Genomic DNA, 22,926 nt, shown 5'->3' on the forward strand with positions numbered 1-22,926 from the left:
TCGTCGGGTTCCGCTGGATCAGTTCGTGAGCGCCGGGCTGGTGCCGGTCATCAGCCGCATCAGCGACTCCTGGTCGGCCTGCTCCCGGTCGAGGACGCCGGTGACCCGGCCCTCGAAGATCGTGTAGATCCGGTCGCACAGGCCGAGCAGCTCGGGCAGCTCGGAGGAGATGACGACGACGCCCTTGCCCGCGTCGGCGAGGCGCTGCACGAGGCCGTAGATCTCGTACTTCGCGCCGACGTCGACGCCGCGGGTCGGCTCGTCGAGGATGAGCAGGTCCGGCTCCGGGAACATCCACTTCCCGAGCAGCGCCTTCTGCTGGTTGCCGCCCGACAGCTTGGCGACGCCCTGCCGGACCGACGGCGTCCGGATGTTCAGCGACTTCCGGTAGTGCTCGGAGGCCAGGAACGCCAGGTCGGTGTCGAGGACCCGGCGCTTGGTGATCCGCCGCAGGTCGGCCGACACGATGGTGTCGAGGATGCTGTCCAGCAGGTTGAGGCCCTGGACCTTCCGGTCCTCCGGGACGTACGCGATCTTGTGGTCGATGGCCTGCTGGACGGTGTGCAGCTCGACCGGCTCGCCGTCGATGAGGATCTCGCCGCCGCGGAACCGCCCGTACGACCGGCCGAAGATCGACCGCGCGAGCTCGGTGCGGCCGGCGCCCATGATCCCGGCGAAGCCGACGATCTCGCCGTGCCGGACCTCGAACGCCGACCCCTTGCAGACCATCCGGTCCGCGACCGTCGGGTGCTCGACCCACCAGTCCCGCACCTCGAAGAACGTCTCGCCGATGGTCGGCGTGTGGTCCGGGAACCGGTGGTCGAGCGACCGGCCGACCATGCCGCGGATGATCCGGTCCTCGTCGACCTCGCCCGCGCCGGCGTCCAGCGTCTCGACGGTCTTGCCGTCCCGGATGATCGTGATCGAGTCGGAGATGGCGGCGATCTCGTTGAGCTTGTGGCTGATCATGATGCTGGTCATGCCCTTCGCGCGGAGGTCGCGCAGCAGGTCCAGCAGGTGCGCGGAGTCCTCCTCGTTCAGCGCCGACGTGGGCTCGTCGAGGATGAGCAGCTTCACGTCCTTGGCCAGCGCCCGGGCGATCTCCACGAGCTGCTGCTGGCCGACGCCGATGTTCTTGACCTGCTCGTCGGGGGAGATGTTCAGGTCGACCCGGGCGAGCAGCTCCGCCGCCCTCTCGCGGGTGGCGTCCCAGTCGATGCCGAGCGGCCCGGCGACCTCGTTGCCGAGGAAGATGTTCTCCGCGATCGACAGCTCGGGGATGAGCGCCAGCTCCTGGTGGATGATCACGATGCCGGCCCGCTCGCTGGACTTGATGTCCTTGAACCGGACCTCCTCGCCCTGGTAGACGATCTCGCCTTCGTACGTGCCGTGCGGGTACACCCCGGACAGGATCTTCATCAGCGTCGACTTGCCGGCGCCGTTCTCGCCGCAGATCGCGTGGATCTCGCGCTCGCGCACCGTCATCCGGACCTGGTCCAGCGCCTTCACGCCGGGGAAGGTCTTGGTGATCGACCTCATCTCGAGGACGACGGGGGTGTCCAGCATCGTGCCTGCTCTCTGTGCCGCGCTGCACGGCCGGCGTCGGTGCCGGTCTGTCGAGCTCGCGGTGGACGCTAGGACCGGCCGGACCTTCCCGTCAACCTCTGAAGGCAACCGAGAGACAGCGCGTTACTGAATCGCAACCGGACGCGGGTCAAGCGGTAGGGATCTGGGCGAACCGGGGCGAGGCGGGCGCTTGCTCGGGCCCGGCAACGGCATTGCCCACAACTTCTGAAGGCAATCGCGTGCGGTGGTCGAAGCCGGGCTAGCGCGTCGCCCACGCCGGGCGGACGGCCCGGGTGGCCCCGGCGATGGCGCCGATGATCTCCTCCGGCGCCGACGTCGCCGCGTCGAACGAGCCGTTGTTCCGGCCGTGCCGCAGCACCTCGATCCGGTCGGACACCGCCCGCAGGTCGGCCAGGTTGTGGCTGATGATGACGACGCCGAGGCCCATCTCGCGCAGCCGCTCGACCAGCATCAGCACCTCGGCGGTCTGCACGACGGACAGCGCGGCGGTGGGCTCGTCGAGCACGAGGATCCGCGGCCGCGTCGTGAGCGTCCGGGCGATGGCGACGGCCTGCCGCTGCCCGCCCGACAGCTCGCGCACCGGCGTCCGGACCGACGGCACCGTGATCGTCAGGTCCCGGAGGATCTGCGCGGACGCCAGCTCCATGCCGTCGATGTCCATCGGGCTGCGCTTCGACGCGCGCAGCTCGCGGCCGAGGAAGATGTTCGCCGCGACGCTGAGGTTCTCGCACAGTGCGAGGTCCTGGAACACCGTCGAGATGCCGAGGGCGTGCGCGCCGGCGGGGTTGGGGATGGCGACGGGGTCGCCGTCGATCTCGATGGTGCCGCTGTCGGGCTGGAGCACGCCGGAGATGATCTTGGCGAGCGTCGACTTCCCGGCCCCGTTGTCGCCGACCAGCGCGACGACCTCGTGCGCGTGCACGGTGAGGTCCGCGTCGGTCAGCGCCTCGACGGCGCCGAACCGCTTGGTGACCTTGCGCAGGGCGAGCAGGGGCGGGCCGCCGGGCTTCGATCGGCCCTGCTGCTGCGTCGTCGTCCACTCCACGTCGAGTGCCACGGTCTCAGTCTCCGTCCGGCCGGGCGTATGTGGGGAGGGTGGTGCGGGTGTTTTCCAGCGCGAGCAGCACCGCGCCCATGACCTCGGCGTTCGGGCCGAGCTCCGCGGCGACCACCTCGAGCGGCGCGATGTGGTTGAGCGGCACCCGGCGGCGGATCGCCTCGCGCATGGGGCCGATCAGCAGCTCGCCGGTCTCCGCGAGCTCGCCGCCGACCACCACGCACTGCGGGTTCACGGCGATCGCCAGGCCCGCGACGACGGCGCCGATGGTGGCGCCGGCGTCCTCGACGACCTGGCGGCAGCCGGGGTCGCCGTCGTTGGCGAGGGCGACGATGTCTCTGAGCGTGAGGCTTCCGCGGGAGGCGCGGAGGACCTCGATGAGGGCGGGGGCGCCCACGACGGTGTTGAGGCAGCCGCGGCTCCCGCACAGGCAGACGTGGCCCTGGGCGTCGACCTGGACGTGGCCGATCTCGCCCGCGGTGCCGGCGAAGCCGCGATGCAGGTTCTGGTGCAGGGAGATACCGGCGCCGGTGCCGTGGGAGGCGCGGACGTAGACGGAGTCCTGGAAGTGCCGGGAGGCACCGAGGCGGCTCTCGGCGAGGGCGCCGAGGTTGGCGTCGTTGTCGACGAACACCGGGACGCCCAGGCGCTTCGACATGACCTGGGCGACGGGGGCGTCGTCCCAGCCGCGCAGGATGCCGGGGACCGAGACGGTGCCGGTCGCGGCGTCGACCGGGGCGGGCAGGCCGATGCCGATGCCGAGCAGCTCGTCGAGGCCGGAGCCGACGCGCTCGAGGATCTCGACGATGAGGAGGGCGGCGCGGTCGAGGCTGGTGTCGGCGCGGTGCTCGTGGGGGAGGGGGAGGGCCTGCTCGACGAGGACCTGGTGGGCCGAGTCGGTGAGGGTGATGCTCATGTGGCGCGTGCCGACGTGGACGCCCGCGGCCAGGCCCGTGCGGTGGACCATCGTGACGAGCATGGCGCGGCGGCCGTTGTGGATCGTGGCGCGGACGTCGACCTCGCCCGCTTGCTGGAGCTCGCGGACGATGTTGCTGACCGTCGCGGCGCTCAGGCCCGTGGTGGAGGCGAGCTCGACCTGGGTGAGGCCGCCGTAGCGGCGGATGGTGTCGACGACGGTGGCGCGGTTGGCTTCGCGCAGGGCTGTCTGGGAGCCGGCCATGTGGGGTGGGGCCTCCCGTTCTGCCTGCGCCGTTGCGGTGTGCTCGGGAGGATACTCCGGCGAACTAGAGGTCGAGGAAAGAGGCAGACCGACCAGCACCGCGCGCTCAGCGCTCAGGGCGCTGGCGGCTCCGGACGGCTGCTCCACGAGGCGTTCTGGGTGTGATCGTGCTGAACTGTGGCGTGCGGGTCGATTGCCTTCAATTTGAGCCGGAGCGCGGTCTGCAGATCGGCAAGAGTCTTGCGGGGGTTGCTCAGCCGTCCGCCACGACGGGTGGACAACTCGATGTGAAGAACTACGCGTATTGACGCGGCTTTGAGAGCAGCGTCAGCAATCGTGGACTCCGGCGGCTGCGCCTGGGTCCGCGCGGCTCCGAGTCCCGCCAGAGTGTCGCGGCATTTCGCCGCGACGGTCCAAGGCAGCTCATCAAGCGGGACGGGCTGCGATTCGGGGTGCGTGTAGTCCTTGACTTCGATGAGGTGTGTCGCCGACGCGCCCTCGACAGCGACGAGATCGACAGCTTTAGAGTTCGCCAAAGCTTGGAACTTCGTGCGGTAGTAGTCCCACTCGTCGTATTTGCTTACGAGCCAACCGGGCGGGAATGAGAAACGGCGACCGTCGACCACCGCGTCAACCGTCATGAGACGTGCCGAAAGTAGCGGTCGCTCTGATTGAGTTCCTCGTCGAGCGCGGTGATGTCGCCCAGGTCCGCTGTGCTCGGGCCCGAGTGCACCTCGATGCCACCGCTAGCGCGACTCAGACCGATGAACTGGGTCGGCACGCGGGGGCCCTCGTTGTCAGAAGACAGCAAAATCTCGAACTCGCGGAGGAGGAACATGCTGTGTGTCGCAACGAACACTTGGACGCCAGCGCGCGACAGCTCGATGACGGTGCGGGCGACGTGGCGAAGCGTGCGAGGATTCAGATTTGCTTCAGGCTCGTCCCAGAAAAGATAGCCGCTCGTCAGCAGCGTGCCCGATGTGACGAGCCGAACCAGCATTCCCAGTTTGCGTAGTCCTTCCGCTACTAGGTGCATCTCAAAAGTCCCGACACCCGGTTGGCGCAAGTAGAATCGCCCGTTCTCCTCCGCGATTGTGCCTCCCATGGCTTCTTCAATCGGCGCCAGGATCCCGGCGGCTCGAGCTTCGCGCGGCCCGCGAAGCGACGGGCGTCCGAGCAGTGTTGCAGTGTCGCGCCAGGTCTCCTCGAATTCGAGCTCACGCTCGTCGTAGAGCGACGCGAAGCCCGGGTAAATAGACAGGAGTTCACGCGTCGGGAAATACACCGGGGTGTCCTCGATCCAGCCCCGAGGGACGCTGGATACCTTTACCTCCGTTCGCGCTGACGACGCAAAGTCGAATGTGAGGGCGCTCTCCATCCTCTTGAAATCGACCGAGACTTCGCATCGGTTTCGTCCACGCCGACGGTTTACCAGCCGCCCCAACGATTCCGGGCGAAAGACGCCTACCAGTTTCGCCGCAAGGCTTGTGTTCGTGCTGGTTCGTCGCGGCTCGGAGGGGGAGAGTCGGTCGCGCTCACTGAGCACCGCCGTGGCCGAATACAGCAGCTTGAGTAGTTGAGACTTTCCTGCGCTGTTTTCCCCCACAATGACATTCAGCCCGGGAGCGAACTTAACGTCGATTTTGGAGAACGTTCCGAAACTGTCCGCCGATAGGCGGGCGATGGGATGTGCGGTCATGTGTCAACCTCTCCGGACCACGGGCTCAGACAGCAGGCTATCGGGAACGCGGCAGATCACGGGGATCTCGATCGGGTGCGCCCTAACGAAGGGGGGCACGGCATCGTCCCTGGTCGACGCATCCGACGACAGGGGTGGATGAAGCGCCGTTCCTGCGGCTGAGTGCTGCCGCTCCTGGGCACGTCGGCGGGCGACATGAACGCTGACCGTCTGCGTCGTGGGTCGGGACGCCGTACATCGGGTCGGACAACTGGGACCAGTCGCCGAACTCCGGGCGATCGAGCCAGAGCCCCGAGACGGATGTGTTGCGGAGCTCGACCTGCGTCCCGACCGGGATGTCAGGCTCGACGTACCGGACGATGCCACTGCCGTCGGGTTCGAAGCGGGCCACGGTATGGCCGAGGGACTCGACGCCGCGCGCATAGAAGCGGCTGCCGTCCGGGTAGCGGTAGTCGATGGCGCGTCTCGCGCCACAGACGTTCCTGTCGGGATGTGTAGTCGATCTGGCGGTAGAGAGTTCCCGTCGTCGGGTGAAGAAGGCGCAACGGAAGCCAGCGGTCGCGGATACGCCGATGATCCACCGCTGCCGAGGGCGGTCATCGTCCAGACGCTCCTCTGCGTTCACGACGCAGAGGAACTCCCGCTGGTCGTCGTAGATCGCGCGGGCTTGGCCTCGTCGTACCGATCGACACCGGGGACGGGCCGTCGCGTCTTGCTGCTCCAGCGGCCGGTGTAGAGGACATTCGTCATGTCTGTCACCACGTCGCCGTTGGGACGTTGGTCAGGAGAGGCGGCGGGTGAGATGGTCGTCGACCTCGCCCTCCGTGGGGACGCCGTACATCGGGTCGGACAGCCGGGACCAGTCGCCGAATTCCGGCCGATCGAGCCAGAACCCCGAGACGGGAACGTCTCGCAGCTGCACCTCCTCGCCGACCGGGTTCCAGCTCTCGACGTACCGGACCGTGCCGCTGCCGTCTGGAGAAAAGCGCGCGGTGGTGTGCCCGAGGGATTCGACACCGCTGAGGTAGTAGTTCTCCTGGTCCGGATACTGGTAGTCGATCGTCGTGTCACGCCAGAGCCGACCGTCGCGCGGCAGGTAGTCGATCGCCCGGTAGAGGGTCCCCGCCCGGGTATAGAACTCACAGCGGAACGCTCCGGCCGAACATCCGATGGTCCACCGCTGTCGCGGCCGGTCGTCGTCAAGGCGTTCGGCAGCGTCAACGACCAGCAGGAAAGCACGCGGGTCGTCGTAGTCACGGCGTGCTCGTTCTTCGTCGTACCAGCCGACGCCGGGGAAGGGCAGGCGCGTCTGGTCGCTCCAGCGGCCGGTGTACAGGACGTTCGACGTGCCCACGTCGCTGCTCACGGGTCCAGACGACAGATCGTGCCCTGCGGGTCGGGGGTCAGGGTGTCGAACTCGTCCGCCCGCCGGAGGACTGACTGCGGCACGCCAGACGTCTGCACCGGCTCCTCGACGACCTCGGACCAGAACCGGGCCACCGTCGGCGCACTCACCGAGGTTCTGCGGCCATGCGAGCCGTGAAGCGGTCGACGGTGGTGAGCCCGGCCAGCCAGTACTCGTAGGCGTTCGGCCACTGGTCCACGATCTGATCTGCGAGGCGGAGCACGGGGTGCCCGCCGCCGGTTAGCGCACCCCCCATGTCGATGACGTACACGTCCTCATCGCCCACGTGGAACGGGTAGAGGCCCTCACGCGGAGGGCACCCATCGAGCGGGCCGAACTCGTAGAAGTTAAGGAGGAACTCCTGCGCCTGTGCCCAGCGGTCGCCCTGCCCGAGGTCGTCCGTGCTGAGCAAGTCCCCGAACCCGAAGACGTCGACGTACCCATTGCCCTCCCTCAGGAGGGCGGCGTGGTGCGCGTCGAGCGGGTGCCCGAGCCGAGACTCGGCGCCCGCGATGTCGCTCTCGGTGGCTCGAGGTCCAGGGATCGACGGGCCGAAGACTCGACCCGCCGAGGCCTCGGCGAGCGCGTTCCGCCGGAGGATCATCTCGCCCATCAGGACGTCCCAGCGCGGGTGAGTGGTCATTGTGGGCTCCAATCCCAGCTTCCGCGGACGATTGTCCCATCAGGCAGTCGTCCCTCGAAGACCGTGGGCCTCCAGCCGATCGGGTAGTTCTGCGCTTGGCGGCCGAACGACGAGTTGACGGAGCCGTCCTGCCGTTGCCACTGCCAGGGCTCGGGCTGCCCGGACCACGTGGTGTCCGGCCCGTGGCCCGCGACCTGCTGACCGTATGGCTCGCCCGCCGCGGCCGCTCGCTCACGCTCGAGCCTCGCGGCCAGGCTGGCCTCGTCGCGCAGCGTGCCCATCGTGGACACTCGACCTTCAGGCGACAGGAAGCCCTCCAGCCGCGCCGCATTTGCGATGTCGACGTGCTCCAGCGCGTTCTGTACCTGGAGAGCGGTCCAGCGCTCCGGGAGGTCGAACGTCACAGGCCCGTCGCCCGGGGTCCGGCGGGCGAGGTCCTCCGCTGTGAACCCCGTTCGCCCGATCGTCACACGCTCGGCCGCCGTTGCTGTCCGCATTCCGGCCCGCATTCCCGACACGATCCGAGTCGCCGCGCCCGCACCTGCCACGGCAGTCAGAGCGATGTCCGGTGCGAGCTCGCCCCACCAACGGCCGGGGTCATCCCGGCGGGATTGACCACCGAGCAGGATGTCGGGGGCCCCGAGCGGGTCCGTGGTGAGAAGTCGGTAAGTGGAGCTCGTCGAGTCCCAGACCGCCACGGCCGACCTGGCAGCGCCGTCCGGGTCGATCACGACGCGGAGCACGCTGAAGTCCCACACCGACGTGACGAGGCCGGTCAACCAGGACCAGATGCCAGCCGCGAACGACCCCGCGTGCCAACGGCCATCCGGCATGCCGTCGCTCAGCTGGTCGAGCAGGGCCGCCACCGATCGCGATGTGGCAGCCACCACCGAGCGAGCATCGTCGAGCACCGCTTCGGCTTGCTCCCTCAGAGCCAGGCCAGGGTCGGGAAGCGACGTCATGGCGGTCCGTGTCGCACTCGACGGGAGTATCGGGACGAAGGCGCCGGTGTCGCGGACGTGCTGCTGCGTCCGTGCGGTCCCGCGAGCCCACAGGTCTACCGCTACCTGGGCCCGATCCTGTCCCCAGGAGAGAACTTCTGCATACGAGCGGAGGGCGTCGGCCGCGAACCGATACACCCAGGCGACGGCGTCGAGCTGGTTGCGCAGCTCGCCCCGTCGGCGTGCGTACTCGTCGGCGGCCATACCCTGCCACTTGCTGATTGTCCGCGCGCTCACCGTGCCCGCGATCGCCTCGAGGTCCGCCGCCTGAGCGCCTAAGTCGTCCGCGTCGCGCCGAACGGCGCTTGCGGATCCACTCACCAAGGCCTCGGGGTCGGTGGTCGTCGCCAGCGACCAGACGCTCACCAGGCCCGGCCGATCTGGTCGAGGGTGTCCGCGGCCGAGGTGTCCATGTACTCGTATGCCTCGGCGGTCCCACGCAGCGTGCGGCCGGCCTGCTCGACCTCGGCGCTGAGCTGCTGAAGAGCGTAAGAGAACCTGTCCGAGAAGCGTCGGGCGGCTGCTTTCACGTCGCCAGCGCCGTACTCCGACGAGGAAGGCATCAGGACGTGCTTGCTCGCGGTCTCAACGAGATCGGAGTCTGCCAAGGTCGCGTTGCCTGCACTGCGCATCTCGTCGGTATCGACGAGAAGAAATGGCGCGGCGTCCGCGTCGCTGGTCATGGTGCCCCCTCCTGCCCGGCGGAGGTACGTTAACAGCGCGTGCGGGTCCCTGAACTGCGATCGCAGTGAGATTCAACCGCTCGCAGCGCCGGCCGATCAGGCGGGGGGCAGGGCTCGGGCCAGGGCGTCGTGCACGGTGGCGATCCTGGCGGGGCTCATCTCGCCCGGAGCGGTCAGCCGTTCCGAGAGCTTCTTCGGCCACAGGACGGCTACGTCGCGAATGACGAACGAGCCCCCGATCAGGGGCCAATCGGCGTCGACGAAGCACAGCGCGCCCTGAACCGGAACCTCCTCCAAACCTGCTCGACCGAGGACTTCCTGTACGACGTCGAGCTGCTTGTGCATCCCGTCGACCAGGCGGGTGCAGTCCCGCGAGCCGACCATCAGCTTGTGGACGCGCGGCCGGATGATCCCGCCCTCGACACGCAGCGCGGGACGGCCCTTGTAGCGCTTCGCGTCGATCACGTGGACGCCGGTCGGGGCGACCGCGATGTGATCGATGTTGGCGCGCGTCCGCGGGATGCGGCGGTCGTGCAGGACGCGCACTCCGCGCGGTTCGAGGCCGTCGAGGTTGCGCCCGAGGATCTCCTCGCCGCGAGCACCGCGTGCCCATGCGGTGGTGCTGCGGGGTTCTTCGGAGATGGCGAGGATCAGGCCGCCGAGGCGCGGGTGAGCCTCGCGGATGCGTGTCTCTCGCTTCGCGGAACGGCGCTCATACTCGCGACGGGCGGAGGTGCCGGCAGTTCCGGCGGATACAGAGCGCGGAGCCGCCTGAACCTCGAGCGTCGTAGGTGCGGTCGCCGTAGACGGAGCAACGCCGGTGTGGCACGCGAGGCAGCGAACGGTACGGCTGTCGCGGAAGTACGCCGCGTGCGTCCCGGCGGCGAGCGCAGTACGGCACCCGGCGCACGTGCCGGCATAGCGCAGGCGCATGAGCTTGGCCTGGGGTGTGGCGTCGTTGCCTGAGGCGGTCATCACCATGAACTTATCGGCAGCGCCCACCACCTGATCCAGTGCGGCGGATGAAGACTCGCGAACAGTCTGCGACCAGTTGAGGGGCAGAGCACTTCAACTCGCACGGTCGTTGGCCTCGCGCTGATGTGGACCGCACTCGTCGCTGCACGTGGAGCGTCGTCGCTCCCGGAGTTGAGTGCGGCGGCTCCGTCTTGATCGCTACTCGCTCGCCGTTCCGCCGCCATCCGAAGCCGGGAAGTTGCGCTTCGCCCAGGTGCCGACGGCGCGAGTGCTGGCGAAGTTGATGCCGCCACCCACAGCTCCGCCGACAAGTGGTGCGAGCTTGGTCAGGTTCACGACCCCCTTCGTGCCGGCCTTGGTCAGCAGCCGGTAGCCGACGATCTTGTTAATCTCTCGCACCATCCGGACCGGCAGGAGCTTGATGGCGCTGACCGCCGACTTCGTACCGATCTGGATCCCAGCCTGCGAGAGAGCCTCCGTCGCCGAGGAACCGATCAACGAGATGAGGACGATCGAGCGAACCTCATCGGAGTGAACGTCGTATCCGCGGAGGTGGGCGATCGCCCCGGCGAGACGCGCCTGCGTGACCCAGAGCGTCGCGAAGTCGGCCGGAACGGTCACGGGAAGCGTGATGAGTCCGCCGACGCCAGCGAGGAAGCCGGTTCCCGTCGTCACCCGAACATGCGTGGCGATCAGTCGTTCGATCGCCTTGTCCACATCGCCGTGCTTGGCGAGGTGCTCCTCGGCCACTTCGATGGAGCCCTTCCAAGGGCCGCGGCCGCCGATGCCCACGGTGGATAGCTTCTCGCTGAGCTCTCGAGCTTTGCGGCCCAGCTGGTCGAGCCGCGACCCGTCGCCTCTGTCCTCGGAGTCCGGGTCCGGCGGCAGCTGGCCGTCGGCGGTCGTGAGCGGCGGCTGGTCGATCGCGACCGAGTCCTGGTTCTGAGCCATGCGAGGAACCTAGCGGCAGCGCATTCGTTCCAGATCGACGACGCGGGTGACTTCCCGTCGCCGCCGGACGATCCCCCAACTCGAGCCGGCCATAGGTCGGCGTCTTCTAGTCACGCCATCACTCGTTCGAGTGGCGAGCCCTTCGTTCGGCGTAGCCGACGTCGGCATGTGGGTGTCGCCACGCCAAAGTGCCCGTAGCGCGGCGCCCTGCGTGTTGTCCTTCGTGACATGGCTGACTTTGACCTCGCGATCGGCGAAACGCTGCTTCGCAAGGAGCTGCACGATCGGTGGGGCGGCGGTCGTTACGGCGGCATGGAGCCGTCGGTTAAGGCAAAGAGCGTCTTTCTCTTCAGCAACCCTGCCGCGGGCCGAGCGTTCGGCTACCGGTACGACGGCTGGCACGACGACGGCACGTTCCACTACACGGGCGACGGTCAGGTCGGTGACCAGTCCATCGCGCTCGGTGGCAACAAGTCCCTATTGGACGCGCCCGCGCTGGGGCGCTCCGTGCGGCTGTTCCGAAGCGCCGGTCGGTACACCACGTATCTCGGGGAGTTTGAGCTCGCCCAGCTGCCCTACTACCGGGCAGACGCCCTCGACCGGAACAAGGAGACTCGTTCCGTGCTCGTGTTTCGGCTGATCCCGGACGGAAGCGTGGTTCGGGATCACGAGGACGATGCTGACGCGGATACCTCGGTCCCCGAGGAGCTACCGGTCGAAGCGAGCGATGTCGACCGGTACGCCGCGGAGCGACCGGACGAGCCGCGCGAGGCGGTGCGGCGCGAAGCGAAGCTAGTCGCCCGATACACAGCGTGGCTGTCGAGCCAGGGACAGCAGACGTGCCGGCACCGCATCCCGGTCCCGGGCGGTGGCTATCTCTTCACCGACGTCTACAACAAGGCGACCAACGAACTCGTCGAGGCGAAGGCGTCTGCAGCACGCACCTTCATCCGAGCCGGGCTCGGTCAGGTCCTGGACTATGGCCGGTTCCTCGCACATGACTCCCGCGCGCTCCTCGTCCCCGTGCGGCCGAGCGACGACCTCGTCGAGCTGCTCGCCAGCTACAGCTGCTCGGTGGCGTGGGAGGAAGGCAAGACGTTCGTGCGTCTCGATCCGTAGCCGAGGGGGCTGGAGACGCGCCCACGGGTGGCGCGAGCCAGCGCTCAGTCCCTGGCAGCATGAAAGCCGAAGCCGTCGGCGAGACGTTGCAGGGCTGCGAGGGTCGGCTCAGTGTTGGCTCCCCACATCTTCGAGAGGACCCACGTCCGCCCTCCGGCGTGCACCGGCGCCTCGAAGAACCAGCGGCGCTCGTTCCCATGCGCACCCGGGTAGTCCGAGACAAACGACTCCACGAGATCAGAGCCGGTCACCTCGGCGTCGATCGCGAGGAAGCGCGGCCCCGGGATGACCTCTTCAATGTCGTGGGGGTCCACGCCCGCCGCCGCCAGAGCGGTCACCATGGCGAGGACCGCGCGACGCTTGCGAAGAGGCTCGGTCTGACCTGTGGGCGTCGTTATCACATAGGGCGTCCAGTCGGCGCCCTCGGTCCGTGTCGACGCGACGCGCGCAGCGGACTCCCGCTCACGGAGACGCACCGTGAGCTCGCGGGCCTCAGGCAGCGGGATCACCTGCTGGATGTCGAGCAGCAGTCGGCCGTCGACCCGGTACGGGACCAGTCGGATGCACGTGATGTCGAGCTGATACAGGTCGTTGAGCCACAGAACGGTCGTCGTGATCTGGGTGTCGAAGCCAGCGGAGACGAGGATGATCCGCACCCGGCGCTCGAGGACGGCATCTTCACCACCCACCTCCTCGAGAAAGTGGGCGAGGTGAACCCGGGCTCCGTCCGCATCCAGAGCGCCGAGAGCGCGGAGGTGGCGCTCATAGGTATCGGCGAGCTGCTCGAAGGTCATGGTGGACACCATCGCTGCGTAGCGCAGCGCTTGGAGCTCCATGTGCCCGCCGTCGTCCGTCCGCTTGAGCTCGATGACGACGAGCTGGCCACCCCGGTCCACAGCGAGAAGGTCGATGCGGCGCTTGACGTCCTGAAAGTCACCGAACTCCTCGGCCACGACCAGCAGGTCCGGGTCGATGACGCCGATGTTGTCGCGCAGTGCCGCCTGGAGGTCGCTTCGCTCGAGGACGCCCTCCGCGGCGAAGGTCGTCTTGCGCACGACCTCGAGGGAACGTTCCGGCGTGAGCTCGAACAGGGCCATGGTCGTCATCATGCATGGGTTCGGCGTGCGGCGTGCGGGCATTGACCACTCGCGTTCAACAGTCCTAGCGTCGACCACGACCGCACCGCCCCTCCGGGCACCCGACCCCTCCACGTCACGCGCCAGGGTCGCCGCGCCGCGGGACACCGACGTCCCAGGGGGCGGCGCCGGCCGACGTGGACAGGGGGAGTCACATGCGCATGCGTCAACTCCGTCGCGGCCTCGTGAGCGTCGTCGCCCCGCTCGCGGTCGCCGCAGTGCTCGTCTCGGGCGGTCCCGCCGCCCTAGGTGCCGACGACACCACCGACCGCTGGGGCGGTGACAAGGGCGGCGGCCACCACGACACCGCAACCATCACGTCCGAGCCGTGGGGCGCCACCGAGGACGGCACGGCCGTCGAGCGGTACACGCTGAGCAACCGCGGCATGACCGTCCGGATCCTCACCTACGGCGGCATCATCCAGTCGCTCGAGGTCCCGAACGGCCGCAAGGACCCGGTGAACGTCGTCCTCGGCTTCGCCGACCTGCAGGGCTACCTCGACAACAACAACCCGGGCCCCTACTTCGGCGCACTCATCGGCCGGTACGGCAACCGCATCGCGAACGGCGAGTTCGAGCTCGACGGCACCACCTACCAGCTGCCGATCAACAACGACCCGAACAGCCTGCACGGCGGCTTCAACGGCTTCGACACCAAGGTGTGGACCGCGACGCCGATCCAGAACAACGGCACCGTCGGCCTGCAGCTCGCCTACCTGAGCCCCGACGGCGAGGAGGGCTACCCGGGGAACCTCGACGTCCAGGTCACCTACACACTGACCCGGGACCAGAAGCTCGAGATCCACTACACGGCGACGACGGACGCGCCGACGGTCGTGAACTTGACGAACCACACCTACTGGAACCTCCAGGGCGAGGGCACGTCGTCGATCCTCGACCACGAGCTCACGTTGCCGGCCAGCGGCTACACGCCGGTCGACTCGACGCTGATCCCGACCGGCGAGATCGCCGACGTGTCGGGCACGCCGATGGACTTCCGGTCGGCGACGCCGATCGGCGAACGCATCCGCGAGCCGTTCGAGCAGCTGCTGTTCGGGCAGGGCTACGACCACAACTGGGTGCTCGACCGGCCCGACGACGGCAGCCTCCAGCTGGCGGCGAAGCTCCGTGACCCGGACTCCGGGCGGACGCTGAAGATGTGGACAACCGAGCCGGGCATCCAGTTCTACTCGGGCAACTTCCTGGACGCGACGCTCGTCGGCACCGGCGGGCACGTGTACCGGCAGTCCGACGGGCTGGCGCTCGAGACGCAGCACTTCCCGGACTCGCCGAACCAGCCGCAGTTCCCGAGCACGACGCTGCGGCCGGGGGAGACGTACGACACGATGACGGTGTTCGACCTGTCGCGCGGGCGGCGGTGACGAACGAACGTGGAGCGGGAGTCGGGCGAGGAGTCGTCCGACTCCCGCTGCACGTTCTGCGCCTGCCGCGCGGTCGAGCGTGCGCGGATGCTCCGAACGGGTGGCGCGCGAGCTGCAGGTCCCAGGACCGCCCGCAGGTCCTGGAGATGCAGGCAGACTCTTGTCTGCCGCCCGTGTGCTCACCGGTCTCCGGATCACCAAGGAGCTGTCACCCGGGGGGTCGCCAGGCTCACTACGCTCTAGGGGTAGGCGATCGCGCCTCCCGCAGAGCAACAACGATGACCGGAGCACCATCCGCTGATGAAGGCTGACTCGCCGAACTGGAAGGTCATGGGGCCGCCGGCGACTGCTGAGGAGGCCGCCGCGCTCGAGGCTTTCCGGGAGGTCCTGCCAGACGACGGCCGTACCACCGCGTGGGTGAACCTCACCTTCATCGACCCGAACAACCGCACGGCCGAGGTCGACGTTCTCCTCCTCACCCCTGTGGGGCTGTTCTGCGTCGAGCTCAAGGGCTGGCACGGCACCATCACCGGTACCTCGCAGCGCTGGTACCAGCCGGGTAAGACGCACCCCAACCCGTTCGTGGTGACTGACCGCAAGGGCAAGCGTTTGGCGACGCTGCTCAAGTCCTACGCGACGAGTCCGCAGATGGAGCGCAACCTCCCGTGGGTCAACGCTCTGGTCGTCCTCCACGGTCAAGGATCAGAGTTCAAGGTCGACCAGTCCGGGCGCGCGGGCGTCATCAAGCTCGACGGCTACGACGTCGCCTCGAAGCCGCCGCTCCAGCGGTTGAGCGAGTTCCTGGCCACGCCGCCGGTCAACCCGCGCGACAGCATCGATCCGCAGCGCGCACAGCTCGTTCGGCACCTGTGCCAGAAGGCGGACTTCCGTCCCACACCGAAGACGCGCATGGTCGGCGACTACGCAGTCGCGGAGTCCGACCCGGTAGCGGAGGGCGTCGACTGGCAGGACGTGGTGGTGACGCACCCGAACCTGCCGAAGATCAAGCAGCGGCTGCGCCTGTATGACGTGCCGCCGAAGGCGGCGGCGTCGGAGCGCAAGCGGATCGAGCAGCTCGCCCAGCGTGAGTTCCAGCTCACGTACGGAATTAGGCACGACGGCATCGCCGTCCCGCAGCAGCTGCTCACCACGGATGACGGCCCGGCTCTGCTCTTCGAGTACCAGGACGCTGAGCGGCCGCTCGATGCGTTCCTCGTCGACGAGGGGGCAACGCTCACCCTCGACGCGCGTGTGGCGATGGTCGAGCAGCTCGGGGACATCCTGCGGTATGCCCACAACCGTCACCTGTTCCACCGAGCGTTGTCGCCGCAGCGCGTGTGGGTCCGACCGACGTCCGACGGTCCCCGCCTCGAGGTGCGGGACTGGTACTCGGCGCAGAAGGATCGCGAGACAGCGTCCACGACCGGGTGGACCGTCATCAGTCGCGGTGTCACAGACCTGACGGGCGTCGCCGGCCACCAGGACCTGGTGTGGCTCGCCCCCGAGGCGCGGCAGTCTGTCTCGGACGTCCCCGGCGCCCCGCTGGACATCTTCGGCTTCGGTGCCCTGTCGTTCTTGATCCTCACGGGGAAGGCGCCGGCCACCACCATCGCGGAAGTGCAGGAGGTTCAGCAGCAGGCTGGTCGGTTCGACCCGCGCGCCGTCACCGCGGCACTGCCGGACTCCCTCGCCGACGTGATCAGCGAACTCACGGCCGTCGACGAGTCGGCGCGCCCCGCGTCGATGGAGGACGCCCTCACCTTCGTCCGCATCGCGTGGGACGACGTGCGACGCCCGGACACCGAGGAAGCTCCCGACGAGGTCGAGGACCCGCTCGACGCCCAGACCGGCGACATGATCGGCAGCCGCTTCCTCGTCACAGGCAAGCGTGGCGAAGGCTCGTCGGGTGTTGCTGTTGCCGTCCTCGACGACGACGCGGGTGACGAACGGGAGTTCATCCTCAAGATCGCTCGGGACGACGCGGCCGGCCGCCGGCTCGATGTCGAGGCCGAGGTCCTCGCCGGGATCGAGCACCCTCGGGTCGTCCGCCTGGTCGAGTCGCTCGAGCTCGGCGGCCGTCGCGTGCTGCTGATGTCCGATGCGGGCAAGGAGACCCTTGCGACCCGGTTGACCAAGGAGGGTCAGTCAACGCTCGAGCAGCTGCAGCGGTGGGGCACCGACCTGCTCGAGGCGATGGCCTACCTCGTCGACGTCGAAGGCGTCTTCCACCGCGACAGCAAGCCGGCGAACCTCGGCATCGCTCCGGACCCTCGCTACCGCAGGCCACACCTAACCTTGTTCGACTTCTCCCTCGCGCGCGAGCCCCTGGAGGCCATCGGCTCGGGCACGCCGGGATATCTCGACCCGTACCTGGGCAGGGGTCGGCGCAACCGCTACGACCGTGCGGCGGAGCTCTGGGCGGTCTCGGTGACCCTCTTCGAGATGGCGACCGGTGTGCTGCCGTGGTGGCCCAACGGCGCGAGCACGCCGGCCACAGCGACCGAGCGGGCGGTCGTCGAGCCGACGTCGTTCGATCCGGCCGTGGCGGCACCGCTGGCGGCGCTGTTCCGTAAGGCACTGGCTCCGGACGCGAAGGACCGCTTCGGCAACGTTGAGGACTTGCTGCGTGCCTGGACCGAGGCGTTCGCCGGCCTCGCGCTCGGTGAGGACGCGCGGAAGAAGGATGACGAGCTTGCTTCCCAAGCCGCGCTCGAGACGCCGCTGGAGCAGTCCGGCCTCTCGGCGCAGGCGCTGTCAGCGCTGCGTAAGCTCGACGGCGTCGTCACCGTCGGAGACATCCTCGGCGTGCACCCGGTGAAGATCAACGGCATCCGCGGGCTGGGGGAGACATACCGCAAGGAGATCCAGGCGCGCATCGGGCAGTGGCGCACGGCGTTGCGTCCGACGGAGCCCGTCGACGGAGTCGCCGTGGCGCTCGGGGTGGATCGCCTGGTACGCAACTTGCTGGAGATGCTGCCGCCCGCCGATCAGCCGATCGCCCGTGCCTTGCTCGGTCTTGATGGCGCTTCTGCATGGCCGACGGCCGCCAAGGTTGCTACCGACGCGCAGATGGCGCGTGAACGCATCACCGCGATCATCGACGAGGCCGCCGCCGCGTGGTCCAAGCACCCGCAGTTCCTCGCGGCATGCGACGAGCTGACGAGCATCGTGCAGGATGCCGGCCGCGTCATGACGGTCCCCGAGGCTGCGGCCGCGCTGGTCACCCTGCGCGGGTCCACACTCGATGGCGACGGACGCACGAGGCACGGGACGGCCCTGGTGCGCGCGATCGTCGAGTTCGACGCCCGAGACACCGACTCCGTGTTTGTGCTCCGTCGCCGGGCAGACGCCAAGGCGGACCTGCTGGCACTGAGCGAGACCGCTGCCGCGGCGGACGCGGGTGACGTGAGTCCGCCGGCGGACCTGCTCACGGAGCTCGCGGCTGAGCTGGGTGCCAAGGCTGACGATCTGGTGGCCACAGGTGGTGTCATCACCGCGAGCACCGCGATCGGCTCATTGCGCGGCGTGGTGGAGCAGCTCGACGGCGCGGGCCAGTGGCAGGTCGCTGACACCCGGGTGCTGCGGCTCGCCGCCGCAGCCAGCCAGACCGCCGCGCTCTCGGGTTTCCAGGAGCTGTATCCCAGGGCGCTGCCGATCACGACGGCCCTCGAGCACGCGATGCGAGGCAAGCCGGGCCGCGCCATCAGCCAGGCGTCGGTGCGGCGCACGCTCAGCGCTCGCTTCCCCCACCTCGCGGAGGCGTTGCCGGCCGGTCCCGAGAAGCTCGACGCGCTCATGCGTGACCTGTACCCGGACCTGGTCAACCGCAACGGCGTCTACGAGTCCAAGACCACGGCGCTTTTCACCACGGGGTCGGTCCAGACCACGCAGTACGCACCGACGCCGGCCGCGGAGACCACGCGCAAGCTCCACGACGCGCTCGCCCGGCACTCGGCTCTCACGCTGACGGTGCCGCCGCGGCGGTACACCGCCGCGGTCCGTGCACTGACGGCGACGTTCGACATCGACGTCCTCGACGTCGCGGGGCTCGTTGTGACAGCCACGAAGGAGCAGATCGAGAAGGCAGGTGGCAGATGGCACGGACTGCTCGGCTACGACGCCCTGGACCGGGACAGCAAACAGTGGAAGGCACTGCAGGGCGTCGTCCAGCGATCCGTCGAGCCAGCGTGGGCGGACCGTCTCGCGTCACCACGCCCTCTGCTGCTGACCAATGCCGGCCCGCTCGTGCGGTATTGCATGACGTCGTTGCTGGCTGCCTTGCTGGACACCGGTACCAGCAGACCGGCCGCGCGGTGGCTCCTCGTCGCCAAGCCTGGTGACGCCCGCGCGCCGCTGCTGGACGGGCGGTCCGTGCCGCTCGGACCGAGCGGCTGGATCGACCTGCCCCGCGACCTTGCGCAGCTTGCCGACGACGACAAGCACGCGCCCTGCAGCACGACCTCGACCGGAGACCGTTCATGATCCACTCTTCCGCCCTCCTCGCCGACCTCAAGGCCCAGCTCCGGGTCCTGCAGGCCGACCTGAAGGCGCGCGCCGACGACGCCACGACTGAGTGGGGTGCGGCGCTCCAGCGGGAGCACGCCGAGGCGCTGCGACGTGAGCGCACTGGGCTCTCCTGGTCGGCGTGGCGGGACAACGAGGTCGACCAGGCCGCGGTCGCGTGGATCGTGGCGACGACGTTCATCCGGTTCTGCGAGGACAACGACCTGCTCGTGGGTGCGACGCTCGACGGCATGCCTGTCCCCGTGGGCTGGATCGCCGGCCCAGGCGACCGCACCGCGCGGGCTCGGGAGAATCAGACGGCGTACTTCCGCGTCCACACCAGCCATCACGACCGCGACTGGCTCCAGCAGGCGTTCCGCGTACTCGCGGCCCAGCCCGCGGGCGCGGCACTGGTCGACCCGAAGCACAACCCGGTGTGGACCGCGGAGATCAGCGCCGAGGCTGCGAAAGAACTGCTCACTTTCTGGCGACGGGCCCATGACGATGGGACTCTGATCCACGACTTCACAGACCCCGACCTCGACACTCGCTTCCTCGGCGACCTATATCAGGACCTGTCAGAGCACGCGAAGAAGACATACGCGCTGCTGCAAACACCCGAGTTTGTAGAGCAGTTTATTCTTGATCGCACGCTGACTCCGGCAATTGCCGAGTTTGGGATCGAGGGCCTGCGCTTAATTGATCCCGCATGTGGCTCTGGGCATTTTCTGTTGGGGGCTTTCGAGCGCCTGAATCGACAATGGGCCTCTGAAGCTCCCGCGATGAATGCTAAGCAGCGAGTCCGACGTGCCATGGATTCCATCCATGGCGTTGACCTCAACCCTTTCGCGATCGCGATCGCGCGGTTTCGACTGACGGTTGCAGGTGTGGTCGCTCAGGGGGCGAAGTCTCTCGTAGGCGTAGCCCCGCTTGGGTTCCACCTTGCAATCGGCGACTCCTTGCTGGGGGAGCAGGGCGTCCAAGGCGAATTGGCAATGGCCGTCGAAGCCACTGCCGAACGGTTCACGTACCACACCGAGGACGTCTCCGAGTATCAAGGAATCCTTGCAGGCGGCGGATATCACGTCGTGGTCGGAAACCCCCCTTACATTGCAGCGGCCGACCCGAAGGCGAGTGAGCAATACAGAGGGGCATATTCGACAATCTACCGAAAATACACTCTTGCGGCGCCCTTTATGGAGCTCTTCTTCAGGCTGGCACTTCGCGGCGAGCGAGGTCGCGGGGCGGGATATATTGGACAGATCACATCTAAATCGTTCCTGACCCGAATGTTTGGGAAGCCCGTCGTTGAAGACCTGTTCGCCTCTCGGATCGCTGGTAACCCCGTCGACCTCAGTCTGATCGTCGATTCTTCGGGCGCGTGGATGCCAGGCCACAATTTCGAGGGGACGACAACAGTCCTCATTTTCGGTCGTCGTCGACTTCCGATCGGGGAAACCGTACGGGCGGTGCTCGGGATCGTTGGTGACGCGGCCCGTCCGGAGGAGCCGGCAAGGGGACCTGTCTGGACTGAGATAGTCGAGCACGTTGACGACCCGGGGTTCATTGGTTCGTATGTCTCGGTGAGCGACATCGAGCGCGCCGCGTTGACGTCTCACCCTGTTTCACTCAGCGGGGGTGGCGCAGACAAGGTGGTCGACCGCATAGAATCGGCGACGTCGAGTCGGGTAAACGGTCGCGCCCATCGCATCGGCTTCTTCGGGGTACCGGGAGCTGACGACGCATTTCTGGTGAGCTCGAGCGTCGTACTGCAAACCGGTGAGGGTGATGCGTACCGGCCGCTAGTCGTCGGTGACCAGGTCCGGGACTACGTGATCAGCGGTGCAGAACCGGCCTTCGTGCCGTACACTCCTGCGAATGAGCTGAGGCCACTTAGCGATTTCCCGGAGTCGGCTCGTCGAATCTGGCCGCTTCGCACCGAACTCGGGAATCGTGCGACTTTCGCGAAGCGAACTTATTTCTCCGAGGGGCGACCCTGGTACGAGTGGCACCAGATGCCAAAGGACGACGGCGCCCACCCGTGGGCGCTTACGTTCGCCGAAGTTGCGACTCACAATCACTTCGTCTTGACCCGCGGGCAGAGTGCTTTCAAGCAAACCGCGCCGATCGTCAAGATGCCGGCCGAGGCTAGTGAAGAAAGCTTCACTGCACTTCTGGCGGTTCTCAATAGTTCAACCGCATGCTTCTGGCTCAAAGAAGTAAGTTATGCTAAGGACAAAAATTCGGCGGCGTGGGCGACCCGGTATCAGTTCAATAGCTCAAATATCGGTCGGTTTCCATTGCCACGGGACATGTCCGTCATGAGTAAGCGCGGAGCCGTGCTCGATGCACTGTCGCGCGATCTGAGTGCGGCAACCCCTGAGGCCGTTTTGGCAGAGTGCTTCTCGACAGGTTCTAGTGGGTCGCTCTCGCGCGCAATTCAGGCCGCGAGCGTGCGCTGGTCCATCCTGCGGGGTCGCCTAGTTTTCGAGCAGGAGGAACTAGACTGGGAGACCTACCGCCTCTATGGACTGCTGGACGAGGACCTGACATACCACGGTGAGGCCGTCGACCAGATCGGTCTGGGGGAGCGGTCGTTCGAGGTCGCTCTCGCACGGCACGTCCAGGCGGGTGGGGAGGAGACGGCGTGGTTCGACCGGCACGGCTCGACACCCCTTTGTGATCTCCCCACGGTGTGGCCGGCTGACTATCGGGAGCTGGTGGAGAAGCGTCTCGCCGTCATGGCGTCCGACGGGAACATCCGACTTCTCGAACGTCCTGAGTACAAGCGTAGGTGGGCCACGGTGCCTTGGGAGCGGCAGCTCGAGGACGCGCTGGAATCAGCGATACTCGACCGGCTCGAGGAGCAGAGCCTCTGGGTCGATTCCCAGGGGCCGACGGCTCGTTCGGTGGCGCAGCTGGCTGACCTGCTGCGCAGCGACCAAGTCATGCGGGACCTCGCGTGTGCCCTCACGGGCAACGTCGAACCGGAACTTACGGCTGTCGTCGAAAGCCTGGCTTTGAGGGAAGCGGTGCCGTACCTCGCTGCCCACCGCTACAAGCCATCCGGGCTGGAGAAGTTCCGTGAGTGGCAGTCGGTTTGGGACCTTCAACGGCGTGAAGACGCCGGTGAAAAGGTAACGATCCCGGTGCCGCCGAAGTACGCGATCGCCGACTTCCAGCGGGTCGAGTGCTGGAAGGCTCGAGGCAAGCTCGACGTGCCGAAGGAGCGCTTCGTTCTCTACCCGGGCGTCGGCCGTGAGGGCGACACGAGTCCGGTGTTGGGCTGGGCCGGGTGGAACCACCGAGACCAGGCGGTCGCACTCGTTCGCGAGATCCTGACTCAGCAGGCGCTCGGCGCGTCCGACGAGGCGCTGGTGCCGATGGTCGCTGGGCTCGTCGAGCTCGAGCCGTGGCTGCACCAGTGGCACACCGATCTGGAGCCGGAGTTCGGGTCGAGCGCCGCCCAGGCGGTGACGAGCCAGATCGACCAGCTCCTCGCGCACCTTCAGATGACGCGCGACGACGTCAACGACTGGCGGCCACCGGCCGCGACGCGCGGTCGTCGGCGCCGGACATAGCGCGATCGACTGGATGAGTGACGA

The 22,926-nt window shown here is 67.8% G+C and carries 17 protein-coding genes; 4 read left to right on the forward strand and 13 right to left on the reverse strand.

Features of this window, described 5'->3' with window-relative positions; translation table 11 throughout:
- Positions 1–18 precede the first annotated feature (18 nt).
- From mmsA to KVT14_RS05180, 12 genes are all read right to left on the reverse strand, one after another.
- The gene (gene mmsA, locus KVT14_RS05125) at positions 19–1,566 is read right to left on the reverse strand and encodes a multiple monosaccharide ABC transporter ATP-binding protein (RefSeq protein ID WP_217614682.1); all 1,548 of its coding nucleotides are present in this window, start codon (positions 1,564–1,566) and stop codon (positions 19–21) included.
- Positions 1,567–1,825: 259 nt separating this feature from the next.
- Complete coding sequence (locus tag KVT14_RS05130) at positions 1,826–2,632, reverse strand: ATP-binding cassette domain-containing protein (RefSeq protein ID WP_217614738.1); 807 nt, start codon at positions 2,630–2,632, stop codon at positions 1,826–1,828.
- 16 nt (positions 2,633–2,648) lie between these two features.
- Positions 2,649–3,824 carry an ROK family transcriptional regulator gene (locus KVT14_RS05135; RefSeq protein ID WP_217614683.1) on the reverse strand — a complete coding sequence of 392 codons (1,176 nt, stop codon included), beginning with the start codon at positions 3,822–3,824 and terminating at the stop codon, positions 2,649–2,651.
- Positions 3,825–3,937: 113 nt separating this feature from the next.
- The gene (locus KVT14_RS05140) at positions 3,938–4,450 is read right to left on the reverse strand and encodes a hypothetical protein (RefSeq protein ID WP_217614684.1); all 513 of its coding nucleotides are present in this window, start codon (positions 4,448–4,450) and stop codon (positions 3,938–3,940) included.
- Between the two features lie 11 nt (positions 4,451–4,461).
- Positions 4,462–5,523, reverse strand: coding sequence for an ATP/GTP-binding protein (locus tag KVT14_RS05145; protein ID WP_217614685.1), 1,062 nt, complete (start codon positions 5,521–5,523; stop codon positions 4,462–4,464).
- 781 nt (positions 5,524–6,304) lie between these two features.
- Positions 6,305–6,889: a hypothetical protein gene (locus tag KVT14_RS05150; RefSeq protein WP_217614686.1), complete on the reverse strand. Its 585-nt coding sequence runs from the start codon at positions 6,887–6,889 to the stop codon at positions 6,305–6,307.
- The gene (locus KVT14_RS05155; protein ID WP_217614687.1) at positions 6,886–7,038 is read right to left on the reverse strand and encodes a hypothetical protein; all 153 of its coding nucleotides are present in this window, start codon (positions 7,036–7,038) and stop codon (positions 6,886–6,888) included. The genes KVT14_RS05150 and KVT14_RS05155 overlap by 4 nt, the downstream gene beginning before the upstream one ends.
- The gene (locus KVT14_RS05160) at positions 7,035–7,571 is read right to left on the reverse strand and encodes an SMI1/KNR4 family protein (protein WP_217614688.1); all 537 of its coding nucleotides are present in this window, start codon (positions 7,569–7,571) and stop codon (positions 7,035–7,037) included. Before KVT14_RS05160 ends, KVT14_RS05155 begins: the two co-directional genes overlap by 4 nt.
- Complete coding sequence (locus tag KVT14_RS05165) at positions 7,568–8,938, reverse strand: putative T7SS-secreted protein (RefSeq protein ID WP_217614689.1); 1,371 nt, start codon at positions 8,936–8,938, stop codon at positions 7,568–7,570. The genes KVT14_RS05160 and KVT14_RS05165 overlap by 4 nt, the downstream gene beginning before the upstream one ends.
- The gene (locus KVT14_RS05170) at positions 8,935–9,255 is read right to left on the reverse strand and encodes a hypothetical protein (RefSeq protein ID WP_217614690.1); all 321 of its coding nucleotides are present in this window, start codon (positions 9,253–9,255) and stop codon (positions 8,935–8,937) included. The genes KVT14_RS05165 and KVT14_RS05170 overlap by 4 nt, the downstream gene beginning before the upstream one ends.
- 96 nt (positions 9,256–9,351) lie before the next feature.
- Positions 9,352–10,236 (reverse strand): nuclease-related domain-containing protein, encoded by an 885-nt coding sequence (locus KVT14_RS05175; RefSeq protein ID WP_254630433.1) that lies wholly within the window; start codon positions 10,234–10,236, stop codon positions 9,352–9,354.
- 192 nt (positions 10,237–10,428) lie between these two features.
- Positions 10,429–11,181 carry an EcsC family protein gene (locus KVT14_RS05180; protein ID WP_217614691.1) on the reverse strand — a complete coding sequence of 251 codons (753 nt, stop codon included), beginning with the start codon at positions 11,179–11,181 and terminating at the stop codon, positions 10,429–10,431.
- A 228-nt stretch (positions 11,182–11,409) separates the two neighbouring features.
- Here KVT14_RS05180 and KVT14_RS05185 point away from each other — a divergent pair, with 228 nt between their 5' ends.
- The gene (locus tag KVT14_RS05185) at positions 11,410–12,300 is read left to right on the forward strand and encodes a hypothetical protein (RefSeq protein WP_217614692.1); all 891 of its coding nucleotides are present in this window, start codon (positions 11,410–11,412) and stop codon (positions 12,298–12,300) included.
- Positions 12,301–12,344: 44 nt separating this feature from the next.
- On the opposite strand, the gene KVT14_RS05190 is transcribed toward KVT14_RS05185, so the two are convergent.
- Positions 12,345–13,397: a hypothetical protein gene (locus tag KVT14_RS05190; RefSeq protein WP_217614693.1), complete on the reverse strand. Its 1,053-nt coding sequence runs from the start codon at positions 13,395–13,397 to the stop codon at positions 12,345–12,347.
- 224 nt (positions 13,398–13,621) lie between these two features.
- Here KVT14_RS05190 and KVT14_RS05195 point away from each other — a divergent pair, with 224 nt between their 5' ends.
- From KVT14_RS05195 to pglX, 3 genes are all read left to right on the forward strand, one after another.
- On the forward strand, positions 13,622–14,818 hold the full coding sequence (locus KVT14_RS05195) for an aldose epimerase family protein (RefSeq protein ID WP_217614694.1): 1,197 nt from the start codon (positions 13,622–13,624) through the stop codon (positions 14,816–14,818).
- 300 nt (positions 14,819–15,118) lie between these two features.
- The gene (gene pglW, locus KVT14_RS05200; protein WP_217614695.1) at positions 15,119–19,300 is read left to right on the forward strand and encodes a BREX system serine/threonine kinase PglW; all 4,182 of its coding nucleotides are present in this window, start codon (positions 15,119–15,121) and stop codon (positions 19,298–19,300) included.
- Complete coding sequence (gene pglX, locus KVT14_RS05205) at positions 19,297–22,902, forward strand: BREX-2 system adenine-specific DNA-methyltransferase PglX (RefSeq protein WP_217614696.1); 3,606 nt, start codon at positions 19,297–19,299, stop codon at positions 22,900–22,902. Before pglW ends, pglX begins: the two co-directional genes overlap by 4 nt.
- Positions 22,903–22,926: the final 24 nt, after the last annotated feature.

The sequence above is a fragment of the Cellulomonas sp. GbtcB1 genome, assembly GCF_019091725.1.
Taxonomy (GTDB): Bacteria; Actinomycetota; Actinomycetes; order Actinomycetales; family Cellulomonadaceae; genus Cellulomonas.